Consider the following 25,094-nt stretch of genomic DNA (forward strand, 5'->3'; position numbering starts at 1 on the left):
TGCAACTCCAATCGTTTTTTTAATGCGCTGTAAGGTACACATATATTATATTCTTCTGTTTGCCGCTCTATGCTCATGCTCAGAGATAAAGTATGTCGCTGAAGGAAGTTATCTGCTTGACAAGGTTGAGGTAGAGGTCGACGGCAATCATGGCAGCATCGATATGGGCAAGATGAAGGCGCGAGTAAGGCAGAACGGAAACTCAAGATGGTTTTCCACTGTAAAGATACCTTTGGCTACATATTCGTTGTCCGGGCGCGACACCACAAAGTGGATAAACCGTGTGCTCAAGTCGATGGGCGAGCCGCCGGTCATTTTCGATTCGCTTCGCACGGCCCGTTCGGCTGCCGACCTAAAGGCGGAGCTCAACAACGAAGGCTACCTTGGCGCATCCGTTGAAGTGGCAACGAAGAAAAAACGCAAGAAGATAGACGTCACATACATATTGCACACCGGGCAGCCTTATAACATAAAGGACATCAAGTATGTGGTCGAAGACCCCGTGGTGTCGCAATTGCTTTGTCTTGAAGACAGCGTTAACCAAGGCCTTAAGCCCGGCATGCAGTTTAGGGTCGAGAGCCTTGACAACGAAAGGAAACGCATCACAGACATGCTTGTGGACAATGGCTTTTACAAGTTCAACAAGGATTACATCACTTATGAGGCTGATACAGTGGGCGGCGCCAACTCGATAGACCTCACGCTGGTGCTGCATCCCTATAGGGGGACGGCCGGAACAGACTCTTTGCACCCTCGGTATAAGGTGCGCAGTGTGAACTTTTACAGTGGCAACGCAGACGGTGAGCGCATACGCCTGCGCCAGTCGGTGCTGGAAAACAATACCTTCATACGCACAGGAGAATATTACTCAGCGGCAGACTTGCAGAAGACTTACGGGCATTTCGGGCGACTGCAGGCCGTGAAGTATACAAACATTGGGTTTCGCGAGAATGCAGACAGCCTGTTGCTCGATTGCGACATTCAGGTGAGCACCAACAAGCCGAGCACCATAAGCTTTCAGCCCGAAGGAACCAACACGGCGGGTGACTTGGGCGCCGCGGCCTCTTTGACTTACCAGAACCGAAATCTGTTCCGTGGCTCCGAGGTGTTGAGCGTTGAGTTGCGCGGGGCTTACGAAGCCATACGGGGCTTGGAGGGCTATGCCAACGAGAATTTCGAAGAGTATAGCGTTGAGACGCGCCTGCTGTTCCCGCGGTTCATAGCCCCCTTCCTGTCGGGAAACTTTACCCGCCGCACAACGGCCACGTCTGAAGTGTCATTCCTCTACGACCTGCAAAACCGACCCGAATACCACCGCCGCGTCCTTTCCGTTGCGTGGCGGTACAAGTGGAGCGATGCCAACCACCACGACCGGTACCAGATTGACCTCATTGATCTCAACTATGTCTTCATGCCTTGGATATCAGACACGTTCCGGCGCGACTACCTCGAGGATGAAAGCAACAGGAACGCGATACTTAGGTATAACTATGAAGACCTGTTCATAATGCGCTTCGGGCTTGGGTATACATACAATAACGGGCTTTATGCCATTAAGGCTAACATTGAAAGCGCTGGCAATGTGCTGGGGCTGGGGGCAAAGGCATTCGGGTTTTCAAAGAACGAACAGGGCCAATACAAGTTGTTCAACATCGCTTACGCACAATATGTAAAGGGCGATTTCGACTTCACTCGCAACATACGGTTTGACTACAACAACTCGTTGGTGTGGCATTTTGGCTTTGGCATAGCCTATCCTTACGGCAACAGCACCATCCTTCCGTTTGAGAAGCGCTACTTTTCGGGTGGCGCCAATAGCGTGAGGGGGTGGAGTGTGCGAAGCCTGGGGCCGGGCCGGTTTGTCGGGCGCGACGGTAACATCGACTTCATTAACCAGACCGGTGACATGAAGATAGACATAAACATGGAGTACAGGGCCCATCTGTTCTGGAAACTGAATGGGGCTTTGTTCATTGACGCAGGCAATATATGGACTTTGCGCAACTATGACGACCAGCCGGGAGGGCAATTCAAGATAGACGAGTTTTGGAAGCAGATAGCTGTAAGCTATGGCTTGGGGTTGCGATTGAACTTTGATTACTTCATACTTCGCTTCGACTTTGGAATGAAAGCTATAAACCCAGCTTACGAGGGCAAGGACCATTATCCCATAGCCTATCCCAAGTTAAGCCGCGACCTCACCTTTCATTTCGCAGTGGGCCTGCCATTCTGATGAGGCATTTGCCTTCTTTGCATATAAAGTCAAGCCTGTAGTGCGCCTCGTCGACGGTGTGCCCGGGCTTTCCAATCGTATCGAGCACCAAGGCGTTGTTTACCTTTATAAGCGCAGTGCCGGTGGAGTCGCTATTGTTGAAGCTTATGTCGACGATGCTTACCGTTGCGTCAGACTCTTTGGACCGCATAGCCTCAATGTCGCTTTCTTGTATGTTAGATGCCACATAGCTAATCCACTTCCGGCTGTCGTCAGTGCAGTAGCTTGCCGCTCCCTTAAGGTCAAAGTTGAAATATGCCTCGGAGAACCCAAGCACATCGTGTTCAATCATTTCCTTTTCGTCTCCCGAGATGCCGCTGCATGATAGCTGCAGCCCCGCAGCAATGGCCATCGCCACGACTGCCTTTGCCTTGTCAAAATATGAAGTCATAGTGCAAATATACGCATTTTTTATGGTTTATTTGATTGTAGGCGTCGAGAAAAACATCTTTAAGGGAAAGTTTGTAAATTAATTTGGCCATTACAGCGTTTTTGATTAATTTTGCATTTGATATGGCTGTGTCTCTGACTGTATGCTGTAAGCAATCGCACACTTGATTGTATGGCGATGGTTGCAAAGGCGTGAGGTGGGCAATACGGCGCAGTTTGTTTGATGACACATTCATGATAATCTGTATTAAATTGATTGGAAATGCTGAAATTCATATCCTTTGGTAGTGGTAGCAGTGGCAATTGCTATTATTTGTTTACCCCTACCGATGGCTTGGTTATTGACGTCGGGCTCGGGCTTCGCACCCTGAAGAAACATTTCAGGGAATATGGGCTTAGTCTTGCAAACATACATAATATAATTGTGACACACGACCATGCCGACCACATAAAGTCTGTCGGTGCCATGAGCATCGACCTTAAGGTGCCGGTGTATGCCACAAAGAAAGTGCATGAGGGCATAGAGCGCAACTATTGCGTGCAGAAGAAAGTGCCTCGCGGCATGGTGCGTTGCCTGGAGAAAGGCCAGACGGTCAAGATAGGCGAGTTTGAGGTAACCCCTTTCGAGGTGCCCCACGACAGCTTGGACAACGTTGGCTACCGTATCGTTTATGGCGACACCGTGTTTTGCATCATAACAGATGCAGGGCGTGTCACAGAAGAGATGAAAACCCAGATTGGCGATGCCAACTATATTGTGATGGAAGCCAATTATGACGACGACATGCTAATGGGTGGGCCATACCCTCAGTACTTGAAGCACAGGATATCGAGCGGCACCGGCCATCTGAGCAATGGCAACTGCGCATGTGCCCTTGCTGAAAATGCCACCGAGAAGTTGCGCGCCGTATGGCTTTGCCATCTGAGTGAGGAAAACAACCACCCGGAGCTGGCGCGGAAGACTGTGGAGACAGCTTTGAAGAACAGCCCGTGCAATGCGGCAGCCGAGGCCGAACTCGTGGTGCTGAAGCGAAAGACACCGACCGGGATTTACGAACTTGAACTGTAAAAGCATAGAATATGACTAATGAAATACAACAGATACTGGATAGGCTGGGGATGGCCCGGCTAAACCAGATGCAGCTTGACACCTATCGGGAGGTGAACGGTACCGATGCCGACGTGGTGGTAGTGTCGCCAACAGGTTCGGGCAAGACGCTTGCATACATGCTCCCGTTGGCCGGTATGATAGATGTGTCGTCCGACGCGGTGCAGGCTGTGGTCATAGTGCCCAACCGAGAGCTGGCGTTGCAGTCGGCTGAAGTAATGGGCCGTTTCGGCCTGCACATACGTACGGTGTGCTGCTATGGCGGCCGCCCGGCCATGGACGAGCACCGCGTCATAAGGCAGGTGGCGCCCCATGTGGTGTTTGGCACACCGGGCCGCCTCAACGATCATTTTGACAAAGGCAACCTCTCGCCGTACACTGCGCGCTTCCTTGTGATTGACGAGTTTGACAAATGCCTTGAAATGGGCTTCCATAATGAGATGGCAAAGCTGCTAAAAAGGCTCTCGGGGGTGAGGAGGCGATTCCTGCTGTCGGCCACAGACGCCGACAGGATACCCGACTTCGTAAACGCGCGCCACGTGGCGAAGGTTGATTATTCCGAGGGAGGGATATCTTCGCGCGTAGAGCAGTATTGTCTCAAGAGCGCCGACAAGGACAAGTTGGAGGCCTTGGGCAACCTGCTGTGCACGATTGGGCGGCAGAGCAGCATGGTATTCCTGAATTACCGCGACAGCGTTGAGCGCGTGGCGTCTTATTTGCGCGGCCGGGGCTTTGGCGTGAGCGCGTTCCACGGAGGATTGGAACAGCCCGAGCGTGAGGCCGCCTTGTACAGGTTTGGCAATGGGAGTGCAAATGTGCTTGTGTCAACCGACTTGGCATCGAGAGGGTTGGACATTCCCGATGTCGACAATATCATACACTACCACATGCCGCTTACCAGGGAGTCGTACATACACAGGGTTGGCCGTACGGCCCGTTGGGATGCTACGGGAAAGTCGTTTTTCATTCTGTCGCCCGACGAGAGCTTGCCCGATTTTGTGGAAAAAGAGTGCTCACCTATTACGTTGCCCGAGCAAATGCCCGGCGTGCCACAGCCCAAGATGGAGACATTATATATAGGGAAAGGCAAGAAAGACAAGATAAGCAAGGGAGACATCGTCGGGTTCCTTTGCAAGAAAGGCGGATTGGACAGCAGCGCCATCGGTAGGATTGACGTCAAGGAGCGCTACTGCTATGTGGCCGTCAGCCGTGAAAAGGTGGGCCAAGTGCTCTCAATGGCCGGTGGAGAAAAGATTAAAGGCATCAAGACTATAGTCGAGGTGGTCAGGTAAGCCCCTGCCCGCTGCATGTTTTACCCAGGCCAGGCCGTGCGGTCTAGCCTGGGTTTGTTGTAATATATTATTACCATTCCGGCCTGTTGGCATAACAGCTTGTGCCACAATGCGTTGTGTTTCGGGTCATTTTATGCTGCCATACGGCCCGTTTCGTCTGCACGTTCGTGCCGTTTGGTCTATCAAAGTGGCCTGTTTGAGGATTTAAGGCCAGATTTTTGACATTGTGCATAAGCACGTTGTAAATATTAATTTTTGTATGCGCACACAGTCGCTACAGCAGGGTGAGAGGTTACAAAGACACTAATAAAAAGCTCGCAGTATGTTAATATTCTTCTGAAATAATTTTGCCGAATGAAATAAAAAGCGTATCTTCGCACACAGATAGAAATCAAAGTAGTCATTAACTAAAAAACTATCAGCAACATGAAGAAGTACAACTTTAATGCCGGTCCGTCAATACTTCCGAGGGAAGTTATTGAGAATACAGCTAAGCAATGTCTCGATTTCAACGGCTCTGGTCTGTCGCTCATGGAGATAAGCCATAGGGCAAAGGATTTCCAGCCTGTAGTAGACGAGGCTGTAGCACTTATCAAGGAGTTGCTCCAGATACCTGAGGGCTATTCCGTTTTGTTCTTGGGCGGTGGCGCTTCATTGGAGTTCTGCATGGTGCCTTACAACTTCCTCATTAAGAAAGCTGCCTACCTCAATACAGGCACTTGGTCGAAGAAGGCCATAAAAGAGGCGAAGCTTTTCGGTGAGGTGGTCGAGGTGGCCTCGTCGGCAGAGAGTAACTTTACCTACATTCCGAAAGGTTGGTCGTGTCCTACCGACGTTGACTATCTGCACGTGACTACGAACAACACTATCTTCGGCACCGAGATACGCACAGATCTCGATGTTCCGGTGCCGATGATAGCCGATATGTCTTCAGATATATTTAGCCGTCCGGTGGATGTAAGCAAGTATGACTGCATCTATGCCGGCGCACAGAAGAACCTGGCAATGGCCGGCGTGACACTTGTCATCGTTAAGGACGAGAAGTTGGGCCGCGCTCCGCGCCAGATACCTACAATGCTTGATTACCGTACACACGTTGAGAAGGGGTCGATGTTCAACACTCCGCCCGTGGTGCCGATATATTGCGCTCTCGAAACCCTGCGCTGGTTGAAGAACAACGGAGGCCTCGAGGCTATGGACAAGCTCGCACACGAGAGGGCAGAAATATTGTATGGCGAGATAGACAGGAACAAGCTGTTCCGCGGAACGGTTAAGGAGGAAGACCGCTCGCTTATGAACATCTGCTTCGTTATGAACGATGAGTATGCCGAACTCGAGAAGCCGTTCTTGGAGTATGCCATGTCAAAGGGCATGGTAGGCATCAAGGGCCACCGCAGTGTGGGCGGATTCCGTGCAAGCTGCTACAACGCACAGACCATAGAGGGCGTCAATGCGCTTGTGCAGTGCATGAAGGAATTTGAGGCAAGCCATTGACTCACCGGCCCGATACGGGCAATATAAAATATGTGGAGTCGCGGCAGGACATGGCATGGGATATGTGACTGTTGCGGCTCCACTATAGTTTAATTTCAAAACACAAATGCTATGAAGGTACTGGTAGCAACAGAGAAGCCTTTTGCAGCTGAGGCAGTGAAAGGCATCAAGGAAGAAATTGAAAGTGCAGGCAACGAGTGTGTGTTGTTGGAAAAGTATGCTGACGTGTCTCAGCTGTTGGATGCTGTCAAGGATGCCGACGCTATGATTGTGCGCTCCGACAAGGTTACGCCGGCTGTAATCGATGCCGCCGGGAAATTGAAGATTGTGGTCAGGGCCGGTGCTGGTTATGATTCAATTGACACTGCATACGCCAAGCAAAAGAATATAGTGGTTGAGAACACTCCCGGACAGAACTCGAATGCTGTTGCGGAGCTTGTTTTTGGACTGTTGGTCTATGCAGTCCGCAATTTCTATAACGGGAAGTCGGGCACCGAATTGCTTGGCAAGAAGTTGGGAATACTGGCGTTTGGCAATGTCGGGCGCAACGTGGCGCGCATAGCCAAGGGCTTCGGCATGGACATTTATGCTTATGATGCCTATTGCCCCAAGTCTGCAATTGAAGACGCAGGCGTGAAGGCTGTTGACAGCCAGGAGGCGTTGTTTGAGCTGTGCGACATCGTTTCGCTCCATATCCCGGCTACGGCTGAGACAAAGGGCAGCATAAACCATGACCTTGTAGGCAAGATGAGGAAGGGGGGCATTGTGGTCAACACAGCCCGTAAGGAAGTGATCGACGAGGCCGGATTGCTGAAACTTATGGAAGAGCGCCCCGACTTGAAGTACATTACAGACATAAAGCCAGATGCAGATGCAGACTTTGCAAAGTTTGAGGGCCGCTATTTCAGCACGCCGAAAAAGATGGGTGCCCAGACAGCCGAGGCAAACACCAATGCCGGCATCGCTGCTGCACGCCAGATAAATGCATTCTTTGCGACAGGTGACACCCGTTTCCAGGTAAATAAATAGCAGGCTTATGGCAACGATAAAACCATTCAGGGGATTGCGCCCTCCCAAGGAACTTGTTGAGAAAGTAGAGTCGCGTCCGTATGATGTGCTCAATTCAGAAGAGGCTAGGGCAGAGGCCGGCGACAACGCAATGAGCCTTTACCACATTATTAAGCCCGAAATCGATTTTGAACCCGGCACGAGTGAATACGACCCTCGTGTTTACAGTAAGGCCACCGAGAACTTCGAGGCATTCCAACACAACGGATGGCTTGTGCAGGACAAGGACGAGCACTATTACATCTATGCCCAGACTATGAACGGCAAGACCCAATACGGGCTTGTGGTCGGGGCTTATGTAGACGATTACCTCAACGGTGTGATAAAGAAACATGAGCTTACACGGCGTGACAAAGAGGAAGACCGGATGAAGCATGTGCGTGCGACAAACGCCAACATGGAGCCCGTGTTCTTTGCATACCCCGACAACGAGGTGCTCGACAAACTGATAAACAGATATGCTGCCACAGAGCCGGAGTATGATTTCATTGCTCCCATCGACGGCTTCCGCCATCAGTTCTGGGTAATTAGCGACCCTGCCGACATGCAAGCCATTACGGCGGAGTTTGCCAAGATGCCGTCGTTGTATATTGCCGACGGTCATCACAGGTCGGCAGCTGCGGCATTGGTCGGTGCAGAGAAAGCTCGCCAGAATCCCAACCACAGGGGCGATGAGGAATACAATTACTTCATGGCGGTGTGCTTCCAGGCATCGCAGCTTACCATTCTTGACTATAACCGCGTGATAAAAGACTTGAATGGTCTTACTGCAGATGAGTTCCTCAAGGCTTTGTCTGTAGATTTCGTAGTTGAAGACAAAGGCACCGACGCCTACCGTCCGTCTCGGTTGCATGAGTTTTCGCTTTACCTCGACGGCCACTGGTTCAGTCTTGTGGCCAAGCCGGGTACGTTCGACGATGCCGACCCGATAGGGGTGCTCGACGTTGACATATCAAGCCGTCTCATACTCGACAAAATACTTGGCATAAAGGATTTGAGAAGCGACAAGCGTATCGACTTTGTCGGTGGCCTGCGTGGACTCGATGAGCTGAAACGCCGTGTAGATAGCGGTGAGATGCGGATAGCGCTGGCGTTGTATCCTGTGTCAATGAAGCAGATAATGGACATTGCCGACAGTGGTAAAATAATGCCCCCGAAAGCTACATGGTTTGAGCCAAAGCTTCGTTCGGGGCTGGTTGTACATAAATTGTCGTGATGGTAGATGAGTATCTGACAATCGACGATGCGAAAATAGGCGAGGGATATTACTCCGAAAAGCGGAGTAAGTTCCTCGCTTTCGCCCATCATGTGTCCGACGTTGACGAGGTCAAAGGCATCATTGAGCAATATCGGAAAAAATATTTTGATGCCCGACATGTTTGTTATGCCTATATGCTGGGTGCAGAGCGGCTGCAGTTCAGGGCCAATGACGACGGAGAGCCAAGCGGGACAGGCGGTAAGCCGATACTGGGCCAGATTAACAGCAATGAACTGACCGACGTTCTTGTTGTCGTCATCAGGTATTACGGAGGGGTGAACCTGGGAACCGGCGGACTGATAGTGGCATACCGCACGGCCGCCGCCGCCGCAATTGCAGATTCAACCATAGTTACCAGGCAGGTTGAAGAGCTGGTAAAATTCAGTTTCCCGTATGTGATGATGAACTCGGTCATGCGCATTGTAAAAGAGATGTCGCCAAAGATAATTTCCCAGACATACGACAACACTTGCGAGATGACATTTTCCATCCGCAAGTCGGAGGCGGCGGTGCTTCGTGAAAAATTGGATAAATTATCCTTCGAATAATTTTGTCGTTTCAAGAAATAGTTGTATCTTTGCACTCGCAAAAATGAGGAAGGTTGGCAGAGTGATCGAATGCGCTGGACTCGAAATCCGGTATACCCTTTCCGGGTATCGGGGGTTTGAATCCCTCACCTTCCGCTTGGAGGATAAAAGGAAGCCTGACTGAAGGCTTCCTTTTTTGTTTTTTCACTGCAGACAGGTTTCTATTATGATATTGAGTCGTTTTGTTGGCTCACTGGATAAATCCAGGGGGCTTTTTAGGAGTTAAGGAGTTAGGAAGTAAAGGAGTTACGACAATAGTTTTTCTTGCTGGATTTATGAAGTTATATGGAGTTAAGGGATGTTATATGGAGTTAGTGGACAATAGCATAGACTGCCTTCCTGCAACGCGTTCCCCATGCCCTCAGGACACCCATGTTTCCAAAACCATTGTCTTAACTCCTTTACTTCCTAACTCCTTAACTCCTAAAACAATTCCTTGAATAATGCCATTGTCCTCTAACACCATAACTCCATGTACGCTTAAGCCCCCTATGTTTATCGGTTGTCCCGTTGATGTCTGCGTTTGTTGATGCATCAATGATGAGTTTCTTATGTTCAATCGGCAATGGCGTATGGCGGGCATGAGCTTTGCGTTTTGGCTATGTCACTATTTCACGCAACAGTCTGTGATATCCCAGAAACGAAATCCTGCTACCCCTCATTGGCTTGGCGGCAACCTGCAGGCACTCACAGCCTTTGGCTTGTTATGTGCGTTGGTATTGCGCCGGCAACTTTACGCCTAACCCACTGTGGCGCAGTGAGTTGCCAATAACCGCTTCACCCTGCCATGAAACCTGCCGTTTGGGCTTGCAATACCTGCCATATTGCAGTGCCAAACAGGCCGTTTTGCAGGGCGATATGGCATATATGGAAAGTAATGGATGTTGCTGCCGGTTTGTGGTTGCATACCTGCACGTATAGGCTTGTTGCTATTTTTCATTTTCAGAAAGGCACGTCTACAACAATCAATGCATTGCCTCATCATTTAATTCATTTCTTCAAAGTTTCGCCAAACTCCCGTTTTACTTTTGCATCAAAAACGAAAGTAGGCATGAATCGATTCTTATTGTTTTTCACTTTGTCGGTTTTCAGTCTGTATTCAAGCGGACAAGATGGTGCCCATCTTCTTCTATATCGGTATATCGAAACGGCCAAGCGCAACAGTCCGTTGATAAACGATTACCGCAATAGCATAGAGATAGAGCGGGCAGAACAAGAGCGCCTTAAGGCAGTTTACCTGCATTCACAGTTGGAACTGAATGGTGATTACCTGTTTGTCCCCATCATTTCAAAAGATGGAGGACGTACGTCGTTCAAGTTCAACGCGCAAGATGCGGCAGACTATTATGGCTATGACCTTGGCGAAAGCAGCGGACATTTGCATGCCGGAGTCACATTGACGCAACCGCTTCTGGGGCGGGCGCCATACAAGGCGGCCCGCGAGCAATCACAGATAAACATGGAAACGGCACGTTACAACATTCGTTTGGAGGAGCATCTGTTAGAGCGCATGGTCACTGAACAGTATTTGCTGTGTCTGCTCGACCAGACTCAGGCAACCTTTGCCGACTCTATCGACATGCTGCTTGAGCGCAAGGCAGAAACAGTAAGGAAGTTGGCAGACTGCGGAATGGCCAAACAGTCGGACTTGAGGCTCATCGCCATAGAGCAGAGCGCCAATGATGAGCTGCGTTGTTCATATCTGCAGTCGTTTCATGCACACTTGATGGAACTGAACACTATATGCGGCATCAGTGACACAAACGACATCTTGCTTCCAGACATAGACATTGGGCCATGCTTGCCGGCCACAGACGGTGAAAGCCTTTTTACCGAACAGTATGTTCATGACAGCCTTAACGTCGATGCGTCATGGCGTTCTTTCAACCTGAAATACAAGCCACGGCTCGATTTGTTTGTTGACGGCGGTATGCAGGCAGGCGCCTTTTCCGAGTGGTACAGGCATTTCGGCCTTAGCGCTGGGCTAACGTTGTCATGGACCATTGCCGATGGTGGTCAAAAGAAGTGGAAAAAGCGCCAGTCTGAATTGCGGCAGCATACCATCAGTACATACAAGGCGAATGCGGCTAACGAGCGCGATATGAGGTTGAAGCAGAGCCTTGCGGAGCTGGGAAGGTTCGAACGGCGCCTGGATGCGATGGCAAAGCGGATTGGAGAGTATGACGGCATACTCTCAGATTACTCGAAAGAGATGGAGGCCGGGCAGGTGTCTGTATTGGATTACATGCAGTTGCTTCATGACCGTATACAGGCTGAAAGAGACAGATTGTTGTTGCAGGCAAACAGGAAATTGATAATAGTGACATATAATTATTGGAATCATTAAATGACAGAGTCTATATGAAAGCAGATTATCTTCTATTGTGTGTGGCCGTTTGCCTGGTTTCTTGCAGAGACAACGGCGCGGGGGCGTCTGCCTCCAAGTCGGCTACACAAGTGAACGTGACATATCCCTGTCTGGGAAACATCAATCAGGAAACAGTGTTGACGGCTGTTACGGCCTACCAGGGCAAGTCGGCCGTTTCTGCCCCGGTGGCGTCGTTTGTGGTCTCGGCCCATGTCAAGCCCGGAGTGAAGGTAAAAGCCGGCGACATCCTTTACCGTCTGGAGAGCAAGGAGCAGCATGCCTTGGGCCATGGCAACCATTATATTGATGTGAAGTCGGCGTGCAACGGCATCGTTCTCGACGTCAATGCCCAGTCAGGCAGTTATGTCGCCGAGGGCGAAGTGCTTTGTACGGTTGTCGATGCGCGCAGTATGGTCTTTGAGATAAACGTTCCCTATGAACAGAGACAGTATGTGAAGGAAGGCAGCCATTGTGTGATCGAACTACCCGATGGTACACGTCTCACCGCCATGGTTAAGTTTCCTTTGGCCACTATGGACGTAGCCTCACAGTCGGAAAAGGTCGTTGCGGTTGCAAAGGCACCGTTGCTGCCCGAGGGGATGAGCGCAAAGGCTATATTTACGTCGCGTTGCGCGACAAGGGCAGTGGCCATTCTTCCAAAGAGTGCCGTTCAGAGCGACGAGACAATGACCGAGTTTTGGATAATGCGACTGGCTGATGACAGCATTGCCGCTAAGGTCATGGTAGTGGTAGGCAATAGCACCCGAGACAGCATCGAGATATTGTCACCGGCCCTTTCTACCGAAGAAAAAGTGATAAACGAAGGAAGCTATGGTCTGCCAGACAAGGCCAAGGTCGTTGTAATCCAGTAAATACGCACAGACATGGACGCCATAAAAAGAAGGAATTACCATCGCCTTTATGCCAAGCCGATACTTTTTGTAGGCCTGCTACTCTTGTTGTCGGGCATATACAGCTACAAACAGATGCGGACGAGCCTGTTTCCTGAGGTGCTGTTCACGCGCATCACCGTCATAGCCGATGCCGGGCAGCAGCCTGTCGACAGGATGCTGATAACGGTAACCAAGCCATTGGAGAGCGCCGTGAAGAAAGTGCAGGGCACCACGGTAGTGAAGAGCAGCACGTCGCGTGGCAGCTGTGTCATCGATGTTTATTTCAAATGGGGGCTTGACATATATGCGCTCAAGACCCAGCTCGAGAGCCGCATCAACGAGGTGAAAGGCTTCCTGCAAGCCGGGACGGCCATATCGACAGAAGCGATGAACCAGTCGCTCTTTCCCGTATACGGGTTTACGCTCGAGAGCAACACCCACAGCCGCATTGCGCTGCGCGATGTCGGCAACCTTGTAGTGAGGCCGATGTTCAGCCATGTCGACGGCATTAGCAATGTAGTTGTGCGAGGCGGCAAGGCAAAAGAGTTTGTGGTCAAGCCCGATGCAGCCAGGATGTATATGCTGGGCATAACCCCGGCGCAAGTCAAGTCGGCATTTTCAAAGACAAACTTCGTGCTTGGCAATGGCAATGTGGCCGACTACGGCCGCCTGTACCTGTCGTTGACAGACACACGTATCAACGACTTGGACGATTTGAAAAACACCATCATACGCAATGACGGCAGGCGCATTGTGCGCTTGCGCGACATTGCCGATGTTGAGATACAGGAGCAGCAGGAGTTCTTGAAGATAAATGCCGACGGCAACGACGCCGTGCTGGTCGACCTGGTTAAGCAGCCCGGCGTCAACCTTCTCACGTTTGCAAAGGATGTTGAGGCCAAGGCTGACGAGATACGCTCGCAACTTCCCGAAGGCTACGAACTGAAACCATACTACAACCAGAGCGCTTTTGTGGGCAGCAGCATACACAGCGTGCTGCGCACTATTTACGAAGGGCTTTTCCTTGCCCTCGCCGTCATGGTGTTGTTTCTCCGTTCGTGGAGGTCGAGCATGGTTGTCATGCTTACCATTCCCGTCACGGTTGCTTTCAGCATCCTGCTGTGCCACTTGGCCGGGATTACAATCAACGTCATGTCTTTGGGTGCCATGGCCGCATCGGTGGGGCTCATCATCGATGACGCCATTGTCATAATAGAGCAGATTTACCGCGAGTACGAAGAGCGGCCGGGCATCGACCGTTTTACGGCGGTGAGCAGGGCAGTACACGATTTGTTCCCGGCCATGGTCGCATCGTCCCTGGCCACCATTGTCATACACTTCCCGTTCAGGCTCATGAGCGGGCTTGCGGGCAGTTTTTTCAGGGAATTGTCTGACACGATGATGCTCACCATGGCAGCCTCTTTCCTCGTGACATGGCTGCTGCTGCCTGTCCTTCACCTCGTGATGGGATATAAAGGCAAGCCGGGGCGGTAGGCATGACAGCCCGGGATATGGAAGCCGACTCAATAAGCAAGTTGCATTTTCTAACCAAACTGTACCGTAAGCCGGTCTTCGCCGCCGTCTTCATGCTGCTATTATGCCTCGGAGGGTGGTACGCTTCAGGCCGCTTGGCATCAGGGTTCATGCCCGACCTGGATGAGGGAACGATAGTGCTTGACTACCATTCGCCGGCCGGCACCGACATAGAAGAGACCGACCGCCTGTGCCGGCAGATGGAGAACATCATTATGAAGCATCCGGATGTAGAGACATATTCACGGCGTACGGCTTTGGGAATGTCGTTCAAGACAAGGCCAACCAACTTTGGCGACTATCTCATACAGTTGAAGAAAGACCGCAAAAAGTCGACACCCGAAGTGATAAGCGACCTCCGGCGCAGCATCTCGCAGGCTGTTCCTCTCATGACCATCGACTTTGGCCAGCGCATTGCCGATTTGCTTGGCGACCTGATGAGCACGCCAAAGCCCATCGAGATAAAGCTGTTCGGTGATGATTATGCCACTCTACAGAAACTGGCAGCGCATGTAGAGAAGGTCATGCAGACCGTTCCGGGCATTGTAGACATAGACAACGGACTGGTGCCGGCAGGGGCTTCGCTGGTGTTTATTCCCCATGAAGACCGGCTATCGCAGTTCGGCATTTCCCTTGAAGACTTCCAAGAGCAGCTGACTGCCTATACGGGCGGGATACCGCTCAGCCAGAGTGCCGGCGTGATAGAGCCCAACCCGGCACAGGCCGCAATGACCGGAGGATTGCAAATTGGGTCGATACAGGATGGCGAACAGATGCGGCGGATACTCTTTCGGTTCACCGACTTTGCCGACAACTCGCCGGAACTGTTGCAGCGACAGCCCATCTTCCTGCCCGACGGCACCACACGTCCGTTGTCGTACTTTTGTGATGTCATAGTTAATCCGGGCGAGATAGAGCAACGGCGCGAAGACTTGAAGAGCAACATCACGCTGACTGCCAGGCTCGAAAACCGTGACTTGGGTAGCGCTGTCGACGCTCTGCGCCAGGCCTTAGGCCACCAATTGACCCTGCCGTCGGGCTACAGCCTGTCGTTTGGCGGTGCTTACGCCGAGCAGCAGCAGTCGTTCAAGGAACTGGCTACGATACTCTGCCTTGCTACATTGCTCGTTCTTACGGTGCTTATGTTCTTGCTTCGTGAATGGTGGCTGTCTATTGTGGTGCTCGCCATATCGCTGACAGGCATTTGCGGTTGCCTCTTGGCGCTGTGGTTAACAGGCACTCCTCTCAATGTGAGCAGCTATACGGGCATCATAATGATAGTGGGCATCTTGGCAGAAAACTCCATTTTCACCGTGTGGCAATACAAAATGAACCTCAGGCGCGGCGGCACTCCCGACGAGGCAGTAGACTATGCCATCGCCCTTCGCATTCGCCCGAAGCTCATGACGGCCATTGGCGCCGTGCTGGCGTTGATGCCGTTGGCTCTCGGATGGGGTGTTGGCGCACAGATGCAGCAACCGTTGGCCGTGGCGGTGATAAGTGGCTTTGTGGCGGGGCTGCCTCTGCTATTGGTGGTGTTGCCTGCGGCGATGCGGCTTATTTACCGCATAGGGCGGAAATGACGGCCATATCTTCAAATTTCCTTCAAAATTCGGCATTACTTTTGTGGCAATAATATAAATTTGCACGGACTAATCAAATAGCGATAACAATCATGTGGAAGTGTTATGCACTGCTTTCTGCGTTGTTTGCGGCATTGACGTCGGTCTTTGCCAAGATGGGTGTTAGGGGCATAAATTCGGATTTAGCCACGGCCATACGTACTTCCGTTGTGCTCATGCTGACCTGGGGCATCGTGTTGTTTGGGCCTCACATGAGGGAGATAAGGTCGATACCGGGCCATGCGTGGATATTACTTGTGGTCAGCGGACTGGCCACGGGGCTGTCGTGGCTGTTTTATTTCAAGGCCTTGCAGCTTGGCGACCTTTCCCGTGTGGTTCCGTTGGATAAGCTGAGTGTGGTCATCACCATGGCCATTGCCTTTATTTTCTTTAAAGAGCAGGTAAGTCTTAGGGTCGTTGTTGGCGGTTTGCTAATAGTTGGTGGTAGTATATTGATTTGCATTAAATGAAATTACTGATTATAGAAGACGAGCGGGAGCTGTCGGAAAACATAGTGACATACCTCAGTTCAGAAAACTATGTGTGCGAACAGTCGTTCACTTACGACACCGCAAAGATGAAGGTTAATCTTTATGATTACGATTGTGTGTTGCTCGACTTGATGTTGCCGGGCGGCAACGGGCTTGACATTCTGCGCGACATAAGGAAGAAACGCAATCCCGTGGGAGTGATAATAGTATCGGCCAAAGACTCGCTCGACGACAAGGTAAAGGGGTTGGAGATTGGTGCCGACGACTATCTGGCAAAGCCTTTCCATCTGCCGGAGTTGTCGATGCGCATTTACGCCATCATCCGCAGGAAAGAGTTTGCGGCCAACAACATATTGCGCAGCAACGGCATCGAGAAAAACCTGCCGGCCAAATCGGTCAGTGTGGGTGGCCGTCAGGTTGTGCTGACGCGCATGGAGTATGAGCTGTTGCTGTTCTTCATAGGCAACCGCAACAAGGTGGTGTCGAAAGCGTCTATGGCCGAGCATCTGAGCGGCGACATGGCAGACATGTTTGACAACCACGATTTCGTTTATACGCACATCAAGAACTTAAAGACCAAACTGGCGGAGGCCGGAGTTAGAGACTGCGTTAAGAACATTTATGGAACCGGGTATAAATGGATTGAGATTTGATACTATGGAGCGTGTTAAGTGCCAGAGCCTTTCGCGGAAAATGCTCGTGCAGGTTTGTGGCTTGCATAGCTGTGATGCTGTTGCTTGCCACACCGCTGTTTTACCTGTTGACAAAGCACTATTATGCTGAAGACATGATAGACATCATAGAGGCGGTAAGGAGCGGTCAGCCCATTCCGGCGCTCGATTTGGAAGAGGACATCATGAAAGGCGTGATGATACAGTTTGCTGTCATAACATTTGTTCTGGCCGTGGCCATGGCGCTCACCGTGCGGTTCATATCGCGCAGGCTGTGGCAACCTTTCGACCGTACGCTGTGCCTTATCGAGGGGTTCAGGCTTGAAAACGGCAGGGTGCCCGACTTTCCAGAGAGCAATGTCACCGAGTTTGTACGCCTTGACAGCACATTGCGAACGCTGATGCACAACAGCCTGGCAAGCTACAACATGCAGAAGGAGTTTACAGAGAATGCCTCACACGAGTTGCAGACGCCGCTTGCTGTATTCCAAAGCAAGCTTGACTTGCTGCTCCAGTCGCCCGACCTCACCAAGCGGCAGGCCGTTCAGATTCAGGGGTTGTACGAAACAGCCAGCCGGCTGGCCCGGATGAACCGCAACCTGTTGCTGCTGGCAAAGATTGACAACCGCCAATACGAGCAGATGGAGGACATTGAGCTTACCGGCTTCATAGGCGAAATGCTGCCCTCACTCGAGTTTTTGGCGGACGACATTGCCATTTGCAAAGAGTTTGCGGGGGCGTTTTCGGTCTGGGCCAACCGCACGTTGCTGGAATGCCTTGTAAACAACCTTGTTGTCAACTCAGTGCGCCATAACCGCGATGGCGGCGAGATTTCAATTTCGGTAGGCGGCAACAGTCTCGTCGTGGCCAATACGTCTGACGACCCTCCGCTCGACGGCAGACTGGTGTTCAACCGTTTTTACAGGCCCGGCAACAAGCCCAAGGGCAATGGGCTCGGACTGGCCATAGTCAAGGCCGTTTGCGACTATCATGGCTGGACGGTGGAATATGCATACAAAGATGGCCTCCACTGTTTCACGGTAGGCTTTTAGCAGTATGCTTTGGCTTTCCCGTTTGCGCCTGCATGCTGCGTTACGCCTGCCATGCCGTCATTGTGCGGCACTTCGACATGAGTGTGTCTTGCAGCGTTGCCGGCAGGGGTTGCGGCGCATGCTGCCGTCGGCATGCTGTATGTTCAGCCCCAACAGCCATCAGATGCCCCAACACATGCTCTCTGCTTCCGTGCAGATTGGTTGCTGGCTTTGCCCAAGGCGTGGCGGGCGGCATTGGGACACCGCGGCGGGCAAGTTGCCGCAGGAAGGGCAGAAGCATTTTATGACGATGTCAGATAGATGGAAGCCAACATTCAGCAAGCTGCCCATTGGTTTAGGTTAAATGGCCTTTCTGGTCGGATATGGATGTGGCGCATGGTCGTGCCGATACGATTGTTGTGGGCTGTTGTTGCGGGTGTTAAACGATACGGGCCGTTTTGCATTCCGAAAGCTGCCATATTGGAGATTGAAACGGGCCGTATGGGCACGCAAAACGGCCCGTTTTGCAATGGCGTTGAAAAGCGGCCTTGGCGGCAGGCGGATGTAGGCACGGCTTGTAGGTGGCGCTGATGCACCGATATGTCATAATTATAACCGTTTTAACAGCAAAACTTCAAATTTCCAACAAAGTCGGGCCGTAATTTTGCAACCGTAACATTAAATACAGATAATGATTATGGCATTGCAAGAGGAAATTGAATCACAAGGCAATTGGTTGTTTTGCCGTAGGAGCTTCCTGCCACTCGTGGCATTGCCGGCAGGCATAGCGGCTCTGCTGTTTGTTATCCACAGTTCTGGGATCCTGTTCTCGGCAGCCGTCCACCATTGGCACGCCTACGAGTGCTTCTGCTTCGGCACAAGCCTGGCCGGACTGTTTGTGCGCGCCTACACCGTAGGCCACACACCCGTGGGCACTTCTGGCAGGAATACGGAAAGACAGGTGGTCGACGGGCTCAATACCATGGATGCATACTCGGTTGTGCGCCATCCGTTGTACTTGGGCAACTGCCTCATGTGGCTTGGCATAGCCATGCTTACGTGCAATGCCGCTTTCGTGGCAGAGTTTGCACTTTGTTATTGGCTCTACTACGAGCGCATCATGTTTGCTGAAGAGCAGTTTTTGCGCAGGAAATTCGGCGCTGCCTACTTGGATTGGGCCGGTCGGACACCGGCATTCCTGCCCGATTTCAGGCATTACCGTGCCTCGGGCATTGCCTTTTCATGGAAAAAAGTGGTCAAGAAAGAGAAAAACGGGGTCTTTGCCCTCTTCCTGCTGTTCACTCTTTTCGACATCATTGTATATTGGCAGGTAGCGTCTGTATCCCTGAACCTGCCTTTATACGTGGCAACGGCAATAAGCGGCATTGCCTATTTTGTATTGAAGTACGTCAAGTCACACACTAATCTCCTTGATGAGCAGGGCAGGTAAAGATGAAAGCATTGTCTGTTTTGATATGTGGTTGCTGGTTGGCAGCACTGCCGGCCAACGCTTCAGGCGTGACAGGCACCGTTGTGGCGCACGATTCTGGCGAGGCTCTCGGCTATGCCGATGTGGTGTTGTATCGTTCGGCAGACAGTGTGTTTGTTGCAGGAACAGTAAGCGGCACCGACGGGCGCTTTGTGTTCACATCCGTGGCAGCGGGCAATTATTATGTAGAATGCCGTTTCATAGGCTATTCTGTCACCCGTTCGCCTGCATTCCGATTGGGCAGTCAAAAGCCGGTAGACCTCGGCACGTTATACATGCACCCGTCTTCCGGCCACCTCGACGCAGTGGTTGTCGAAGGGAGACGGCCTGCCTACGTCCAACATCTCGACAAGCTGAGCCTGGGCTACGAGCTGGATGCGCTGCAGACCGACCTTTTTTATCATGCACAGAGTTTCGACGGCAGCGGCTTTGTTGCCGACCCAAACCGCACAAGCGACTTCACCAACCATGAGACGTGCCATCCGTTTTATGCCACCTTGATATATGAGCAGGGCAGATGGGGCGTGTTGCTTGGGCTGAGGCCTGAACACATGCAGATAAAGTTGCAGTTGTTCACCCTCGACAGCATTGTCAACAATGCCTACTTCATGGTTTATCCAACGCTGCACACCTCTTATGCGATTGACGGGCACAACGAATTGCGGTTAAGTTACAGCCTGCGGGTAAACCGGCCTGAGGCCGACGACCTCAACCATTTTCCCGAATACCAGAACCCTTTGACGCTCAAAGCCGGCAATCCGTATCTTAAGCCTGAAAAGGTTCACTCGTTGGAGGCTGCCTACCAGTGGAAAAAGGGCGCCACAACCATTCTTGGTACGGTCTATTATCGTTACGTCACGAACAAGCTCACAACGATAACACGCTATGTTGACGGCAATGTGCTGCTGACAACGAAAGAGAACTTGGACAACAGTTCGGCTGCCGGGGCCGAAGTGATGGTTGGTTCGGAAATAGGCAAGTGGCTGACGCTCAATGTAAACGGCAATCTGTTCTACGACCGTATCGACGCCACGCGTCTGGGCTATGCCTCGCACAAGGGTGCCATGGCTTGGAGTGCGTCGATGAACGCCGCACTTGTGCCTTTCGGCAATGCCTTGTTGCAACTCAACTCACGTGTGTTGTCGACTGCACTGACACCGCAGTGTAGGCGTGAAGGCTCATTTTCGATGGACATTGGAACAAGCCATACTACATATACCATCGACACACCCCAACTGCAGCAGCGCGTTGAGCAACGCAACGGTTCACGCGTGTTTTATTTCGGTGTGGCATGGAATTTTGAAACATTAAAGCACAAAGACAGATGACAGACAGCATGAAGCGTTTGGTGATATGCAGCTTGACGGCGTTGGCTATGATTCCGGCAAAAGCCCAGGACGACAGCCTTGCCGACGCCGCGCGCGGCCGGTCGTTTTTCGAGCGGCAGGCCGCCTCGCGTGTGTTCAAGGTTACTTGTGTCGGCGTGCCGTTGGTAGCGGCCGGCCTCGTGGTAAAAAGCGAAGACGACCACTTCCGTAGTCTGCGTAACGATTACCTGCCAAGCTTCAACCGCCACGCCGATGACTATCTTCAATACCTGCCGGCTGCCGTGATGGTTGGCATGAAGCTTGGCGGTGCAGAAGGGCGAAGCTCGTGGGGGCGGATGCTTGCTTCCGATGCCTTTTCGGCTGTAATAATGGGCGGTGTCGTCTATTCGTTGAAGCAGTCGACCCGTGTGATGCGCCCAGACGGGTCAAACGACAACTCTTTCCCGTCGGGACACACTGCCACTGCTTTCATGACGGCCACCATGCTTACCAAAGAATATGGGCACATTAGCCCTTGGATAGGCATCGGGGCCTATTCCGTTGCCACTGCCACAGGGCTTATGCGCATGGCCAACAACAAGCATTGGCTGAGCGATGTGCTTACAGGGGCGGGCATCGGCATCCTTTCCACCGAGGCAGGTTACTATATTGCCGATCTCATTTTTAACGACAAGGGCATCCATTATTATGATATCGCAGACAATTGCTCTGTGGATGATGCGCCGACATTTGTGGGCCTTTACCTCGGGTTGAACGCCATGCCTGGAAACTACAGCCTGCCCGGCAATTCATCATTGCAGTTTTCGTCTGGCAGCACGGCGGGCCTTGAGGGGGCGTATTTCTTCAATCCATATATAGGAGTGGGTGGCAGGCTGGCTGTTTCCAACAATGCTGTAATTTACAAAGGCCATGCTCTCGACGAAACTTTGGATATGTTTCTTGTCCATGCAGGTGCTTATTTTTCCTATCCAATCATGTCGCGGCTCTTGATCGGAAGCAAGGCTCTTGTCGGGATGAGCTTCTGCAACCAGATGAAGACATCGGAATATGCCATCGGAAAGAACTGTGGGGCAGGGCTTGGAACAGGGGTTTCGCTGACGTTCCGGGCAAGGTCAAATCTCGGCATACGTATGTTTGCCGACTACAACCTTTCTTTCAACCGGATATCGCCGGCTAAGTCGACAAGCCATTTGATTGTTATAGGAGGATCAACTAATGTAATTTTTTGAACACTTTGGCTGAAGTGAGTGTTCTGACTGTATTATGCAGGCACACAATTACTTTGATTTTATTGTAAAAATAAGTCGAAATTATACTTGATGATGAAATAAATTGTGTATATTTGCAATAACTATTAAAATATTATTTAATTCATCATTAAGTGTAGGTGATGAGAAAACTTTTACTCAAGAGCCTGTTGACGGCCACCATTTTGGCCACAATGGGCACCTCCTGTACGGAGGATGTTTCATTCGAGGGCGGGTTGCAGCCCGAGCCCAACAGTACGCTTACAATCCGTACCCGTGTAGATGATGGCATCAAGGGTGCTGACGGCGAAGCAAGTAAGGTAAGTTATCCTGTTTACGTCTACGTGTTTGACAGTAGCGGGAAATGTAGCAAACGTGTTCAGGTTGCTGAGGAGGCGGCGTCGCTTTCCATCGATTTGATTGAAGGCAAGTACAGTGTATTTGCCATTGCGGGCGCTGATGCCGGAAATTACAGCCTGCCTTCCGAAGCCGAAGCGCGCCCGGAGTCGGTTGTTAGCCTGACTGGAGAGACACACGGCGACCTGATGTCGGCAAGCAGTACGGTCAGCCTGGTCGAAGGAGGCGAGAATACGCTGACGCTGACAATGCAGCGCAAGGTGATGAAAATAGAGGGTATTGTAATAAATAATGTGCCTTCCACGGCCACGAGCGTCTCCGTAACAATCGCCCCGCTGTATTCCTCGTTGTGCATCAACGGCACTTATTCGGACAATGGGGCCAGCGAAGTGTTGCCATTGGCCAAAGACGGCAGTACGAAGACGTGGAAGACATCTGCCGGCAGGTATGTCTTGCCACCGTCGACCGAGAACGCCACCATTTCCGTAAACATCACAGGGAAAGACGGAAAGGTCAAGAGCTATTCTTATACAAGCAGCCAAGAGCTTGTCGCAAATTACAAAATCAACATTGTCGGCACATATACCGAACGTTTGGGAGTGTCGTTGGCTGGTACGATTGTGGGCGCCACGTGGAGCGGGGAGCGCGAGATAAAGTTCGACTTTGACGAACGCGGCAGCACAGGCACTGTCGTTCCGGAAGACTCCGTTGACGATTCTGATGAGAAAGAACCCGATGTCCCGATTGTCCCGACGGGGACGCCGGAGAAAGGAACGATATATAAAGACAAGTATTATGTGTTAGACTCAAAGACGTCGGGCGGCACAACCACGGTTACATTGGTTTCAACAGATGAAGTGGATGGGCTTAACGTTAAGCAAATAGCGCAGGAAGCAGCTGAAGAATTGGTTAATGCGGCCATTGCAAAGATGACCGAAGGTTATGACATATCAGGCTGGCGGATACCGACAAAAGATGAAATGGATGTCATCTTTGCTGAATTTGGCACGATAAACAAGGTGCTGTTAAAGGGGAAGTTTGAGTTGTTTGGCACTGGGGAAAACTATTTTGTCAAAGACAATGGCAAGCTTGTGTGTTACGTATTTTCCAGTTCTGGATACACTTCGCCCACCATTGATGGCTCAACTCTGCTTCGGGCCGTAACCACGGTGACATTTAAATGATGTAACGAGGCTTGTGGCTTACTGTCACATGATGTGGCCTTATTTACAATATTGTGCCAACCTGCATGCAAATTCATCGGCATGCAATGTCGGTATGGTTCGAATTTCCCGTGTAGCGCTGCAATAATGTAGTGCTGCACGGGACTTTTTGTGTTTTGTTTCTTGCCTGACGCGGTTGTTTTATCTGCGATGCCTGCCGGCAGTCCATTGCGTACTTCAGGCCACTAACATAAAAACAGGGCCTCTTTTGGGCTGGTGTTGCAGGTCGGACACCAACATGTTGGCAGGCCCCACATCCTTTATCCAACATTGTTCCCGGAATTGTCATGCCGCGGAGTTTACCGTTTGCCAGTGGCATGCGTGCAACTAAAAATGCCGGGAGTGTGAGTGCAATGGACCCAAATATTTGCCAATATCAGAAAAAAATAGTAATTTTGCTGCCTGAACATTTTAATTCCAATAAAACAGAAAGCAAATGAAAGCATTCGTTTTCCCCGGTCAGGGGGCGCAGTTTGTTGGCATGGGCAAAGACCTTTATGACAACAATCCATTAGCAAAAGAGCTTTTTGAGAAAGCAGACGAGATTCTTGGCTACAGAATCACAGACATTATGTTTGCTGGTACAGACGAAGAACTGAAGCAGACAAAGGTTACTCAGCCTGCAGTATTCCTTCATAGCGTCATCTCTGCGCTTTGCATGGGTGACGACTTCAGCCCGGCTATGGTTGCCGGCCATTCACTTGGTGAGTTCTCAGCACTCGTTGCAGCCGGCGCTCTCAGCTTCGAGGATGGCCTGAAGTTGGTTTATGCCCGTGCAATGGCTATGCAGAAAGCCTGCGACATGGCTCCTTCGACCATGGCAGCCATCGTTGGCCTGCCCGATGAAAAGGTTGAAGAGGTGTGCGCATCCATAAATAAGCCTGGGCATGTTGTCGTTCCTGCCAATTACAACTGTCCTGGTCAGCTTGTCATTTCTGGCAACGTTGAGGCCATCAACGAGGCTTGCGAGCAGCTTAAGGCAGCCGGAGCAAAGCGTGCTTTGCCCTTGAAGGTTGGCGGTGCGTTCCATTCTCCGCTGATGCAGCCTGCAAAGGATGAGCTGCAGGCGGCTATCGAAGCCACAGATTTCTCAGCTCCAAAGTGCCCCGTTTACCAGAATGTGGATGGAAAGCCCCACACAGACCCGGCCGAAATCAAGGCAAACCTGATAGCACAGCTTACCAGCAGCGTAAGATGGACGGCTTGTGTGCAGAACATGATAGCCGACGGAGCCGACGATTTCACCGAGTGTGGCCCCGGCAAAGCGCTGCAAGGCATGATTGGGCGCATCGACAAGAACGTGGCAGCCCACGGCATTGCCTGATTACCATTGGTTTTGGCCGACGCCTGTTGAAAGGTGTCGGCCATCTTT

At 51.3% G+C, this 25,094-nt stretch carries 20 protein-coding genes and 1 tRNA gene; 20 read left to right on the top strand and 1 reads right to left on the bottom strand.

Annotated elements, in window-relative coordinates; genetic code table 11:
* Positions 1-22: 22 nt before the first annotated feature.
* A complete protein-coding gene (tamL, locus tag H6B30_RS08905; RefSeq protein ID WP_205109705.1) occupies positions 23-2,233 on the top strand; it encodes a translocation and assembly module lipoprotein TamL in 2,211 nt (736 codons plus the stop codon).
* Here tamL and H6B30_RS08910 read toward each other — a convergent pair.
* A complete protein-coding gene (locus tag H6B30_RS08910) occupies positions 2,199-2,663 on the bottom strand; it encodes a hypothetical protein (RefSeq protein WP_205109707.1) in 465 nt (154 codons plus the stop codon). The two genes, tamL and H6B30_RS08910, sit on opposite strands and share 35 nt — an antisense overlap.
* Before the next feature lie 261 nt (positions 2,664-2,924).
* Here H6B30_RS08910 and H6B30_RS08915 point away from each other — a divergent pair, with 261 nt between their 5' ends.
* From H6B30_RS08915 to fabD, 19 genes are all read left to right on the top strand, one after another.
* The gene (locus H6B30_RS08915) at positions 2,925-3,731 is read left to right on the top strand and encodes an MBL fold metallo-hydrolase (protein ID WP_205109709.1); all 807 of its coding nucleotides are present in this window, start codon (positions 2,925-2,927) and stop codon (positions 3,729-3,731) included.
* 11 nt (positions 3,732-3,742) lie between these two features.
* The gene (locus tag H6B30_RS08920; RefSeq protein WP_205109711.1) at positions 3,743-5,062 is read left to right on the top strand and encodes a DEAD/DEAH box helicase; all 1,320 of its coding nucleotides are present in this window, start codon (positions 3,743-3,745) and stop codon (positions 5,060-5,062) included.
* 426 nt (positions 5,063-5,488) lie between these two features.
* A complete protein-coding gene (gene serC / locus H6B30_RS08925; protein ID WP_205109713.1) occupies positions 5,489-6,556 on the top strand; it encodes a 3-phosphoserine/phosphohydroxythreonine transaminase in 1,068 nt (355 codons plus the stop codon).
* 111 nt (positions 6,557-6,667) lie between these two features.
* Positions 6,668-7,585, top strand: a complete 918-nt coding sequence (locus H6B30_RS08930) for a 3-phosphoglycerate dehydrogenase (protein WP_205109715.1) — start codon at positions 6,668-6,670, stop codon at positions 7,583-7,585.
* Positions 7,586-7,592: 7 nt separating this feature from the next.
* On the top strand, positions 7,593-8,840 hold the full coding sequence (locus tag H6B30_RS08935; RefSeq protein WP_205109717.1) for a DUF1015 domain-containing protein: 1,248 nt from the start codon (positions 7,593-7,595) through the stop codon (positions 8,838-8,840).
* Positions 8,840-9,430: an IMPACT family protein gene (locus H6B30_RS08940; protein WP_205109718.1), complete on the top strand. Its 591-nt coding sequence runs from the start codon at positions 8,840-8,842 to the stop codon at positions 9,428-9,430. The genes H6B30_RS08935 and H6B30_RS08940 overlap by 1 nt, the downstream gene beginning before the upstream one ends.
* Before the next feature lie 47 nt (positions 9,431-9,477).
* Positions 9,478-9,565: transfer RNA gene (locus tag H6B30_RS08945), tRNA-Ser, on the top strand.
* Positions 9,566-10,346: 781 nt separating this feature from the next.
* Entirely contained in the window at positions 10,347-11,816 is a 1,470-nt protein-coding gene (locus H6B30_RS08950; protein ID WP_239483813.1) for a TolC family protein, read from the top strand.
* A gap of 14 nt (positions 11,817-11,830) precedes the next feature.
* Positions 11,831-12,709, top strand: coding sequence for an efflux RND transporter periplasmic adaptor subunit (locus H6B30_RS08955; RefSeq protein WP_205109720.1), 879 nt, complete (start codon positions 11,831-11,833; stop codon positions 12,707-12,709).
* Positions 12,710-12,721: 12 nt separating this feature from the next.
* The gene (locus tag H6B30_RS16540) at positions 12,722-14,224 is read left to right on the top strand and encodes an efflux RND transporter permease subunit (protein WP_262896800.1); all 1,503 of its coding nucleotides are present in this window, start codon (positions 12,722-12,724) and stop codon (positions 14,222-14,224) included.
* A 17-nt stretch (positions 14,225-14,241) separates the two neighbouring features.
* The gene (locus tag H6B30_RS16545) at positions 14,242-15,846 is read left to right on the top strand and encodes an efflux RND transporter permease subunit (RefSeq protein WP_262896801.1); all 1,605 of its coding nucleotides are present in this window, start codon (positions 14,242-14,244) and stop codon (positions 15,844-15,846) included.
* Positions 15,847-15,938: 92 nt separating this feature from the next.
* Positions 15,939-16,355 carry an EamA family transporter gene (locus tag H6B30_RS08965; protein ID WP_205109722.1) on the top strand — a complete coding sequence of 139 codons (417 nt, stop codon included), beginning with the start codon at positions 15,939-15,941 and terminating at the stop codon, positions 16,353-16,355.
* A complete protein-coding gene (locus H6B30_RS08970) occupies positions 16,352-17,029 on the top strand; it encodes a response regulator transcription factor (RefSeq protein WP_205109724.1) in 678 nt (225 codons plus the stop codon). Before H6B30_RS08965 ends, H6B30_RS08970 begins: the two co-directional genes overlap by 4 nt.
* A 56-nt stretch (positions 17,030-17,085) precedes the next feature.
* Positions 17,086-18,099, top strand: a complete 1,014-nt coding sequence (locus H6B30_RS08975) for a sensor histidine kinase (RefSeq protein WP_338088972.1) — start codon at positions 17,086-17,088, stop codon at positions 18,097-18,099.
* 670 nt (positions 18,100-18,769) lie between these two features.
* Positions 18,770-19,528 (top strand): methyltransferase family protein, encoded by a 759-nt coding sequence (locus H6B30_RS08980; protein WP_239483815.1) that lies wholly within the window; start codon positions 18,770-18,772, stop codon positions 19,526-19,528.
* Positions 19,529-19,596: 68 nt separating this feature from the next.
* Complete coding sequence (locus tag H6B30_RS08985) at positions 19,597-20,895, top strand: TonB-dependent receptor domain-containing protein (protein ID WP_205109726.1); 1,299 nt, start codon at positions 19,597-19,599, stop codon at positions 20,893-20,895.
* Positions 20,892-22,124 (top strand): phosphatase PAP2 family protein, encoded by a 1,233-nt coding sequence (locus tag H6B30_RS08990; RefSeq protein WP_205109728.1) that lies wholly within the window; start codon positions 20,892-20,894, stop codon positions 22,122-22,124. The genes H6B30_RS08985 and H6B30_RS08990 overlap by 4 nt, the downstream gene beginning before the upstream one ends.
* Positions 22,125-22,285: 161 nt before the next feature.
* Positions 22,286-23,683 (top strand): FimB/Mfa2 family fimbrial subunit, encoded by a 1,398-nt coding sequence (locus H6B30_RS08995; RefSeq protein WP_205109730.1) that lies wholly within the window; start codon positions 22,286-22,288, stop codon positions 23,681-23,683.
* A 475-nt stretch (positions 23,684-24,158) separates the two neighbouring features.
* Positions 24,159-25,046, top strand: a complete 888-nt coding sequence (gene fabD, locus H6B30_RS09000) for an ACP S-malonyltransferase (protein ID WP_205109732.1) — start codon at positions 24,159-24,161, stop codon at positions 25,044-25,046.
* Positions 25,047-25,094 lie beyond the last annotated feature (48 nt).

The organism is Marseilla massiliensis (assembly GCF_016899955.1).
Lineage (GTDB): Bacteria > Bacteroidota > Bacteroidia > Bacteroidales > Bacteroidaceae > Prevotella > Prevotella intestinigallinarum.

Bases quoted from the DNA above. Each gene is read 5' to 3' on its own strand.
- H6B30_RS08920 (WP_205109711.1), top strand. From the start codon at position 3,743: ATGACTAATGAAATACAACAGATACTGGATAGGCTGGGGATGGCCCGG.
- H6B30_RS08935 (WP_205109717.1), top strand. From the start codon at position 7,593: ATGGCAACGATAAAACCATTCAGGGGATTGCGCCCTCCCAAGGAACTT.
- H6B30_RS08995 (WP_205109730.1), top strand. From the start codon at position 22,286: ATGAGAAAACTTTTACTCAAGAGCCTGTTGACGGCCACCATTTTGGCC.
- H6B30_RS08930 (WP_205109715.1), top strand. From the start codon at position 6,668: ATGAAGGTACTGGTAGCAACAGAGAAGCCTTTTGCAGCTGAGGCAGTG.
- H6B30_RS08955 (WP_205109720.1), top strand. From the start codon at position 11,831: ATGAAAGCAGATTATCTTCTATTGTGTGTGGCCGTTTGCCTGGTTTCT.
- H6B30_RS08950 (WP_239483813.1), top strand. From the start codon at position 10,347: ATGGATGTTGCTGCCGGTTTGTGGTTGCATACCTGCACGTATAGGCTT.
- H6B30_RS08970 (WP_205109724.1), top strand. From the start codon at position 16,352: ATGAAATTACTGATTATAGAAGACGAGCGGGAGCTGTCGGAAAACATA.
- serC (WP_205109713.1), top strand. From the start codon at position 5,489: ATGAAGAAGTACAACTTTAATGCCGGTCCGTCAATACTTCCGAGGGAA.
- H6B30_RS08940 (WP_205109718.1), top strand. From the start codon at position 8,840: ATGGTAGATGAGTATCTGACAATCGACGATGCGAAAATAGGCGAGGGA.
- H6B30_RS08980 (WP_239483815.1), top strand. From the start codon at position 18,770: ATGATTATGGCATTGCAAGAGGAAATTGAATCACAAGGCAATTGGTTG.
- H6B30_RS16545 (WP_262896801.1), top strand. From the start codon at position 14,242: ATGGAAGCCGACTCAATAAGCAAGTTGCATTTTCTAACCAAACTGTAC.
- fabD (WP_205109732.1), top strand. From the start codon at position 24,159: ATGAAAGCATTCGTTTTCCCCGGTCAGGGGGCGCAGTTTGTTGGCATG.
- H6B30_RS08915 (WP_205109709.1), top strand. From the start codon at position 2,925: ATGCTGAAATTCATATCCTTTGGTAGTGGTAGCAGTGGCAATTGCTAT.
- tamL (WP_205109705.1), top strand. From the start codon at position 23: ATGCGCTGTAAGGTACACATATATTATATTCTTCTGTTTGCCGCTCTA.
- H6B30_RS16540 (WP_262896800.1), top strand. From the start codon at position 12,722: ATGGACGCCATAAAAAGAAGGAATTACCATCGCCTTTATGCCAAGCCG.
- H6B30_RS08965 (WP_205109722.1), top strand. From the start codon at position 15,939: ATGTGGAAGTGTTATGCACTGCTTTCTGCGTTGTTTGCGGCATTGACG.
- H6B30_RS08910 (WP_205109707.1), bottom strand. From the start codon at position 2,663: ATGACTTCATATTTTGACAAGGCAAAGGCAGTCGTGGCGATGGCCATT.
- H6B30_RS08990 (WP_205109728.1), top strand. From the start codon at position 20,892: ATGACAGACAGCATGAAGCGTTTGGTGATATGCAGCTTGACGGCGTTG.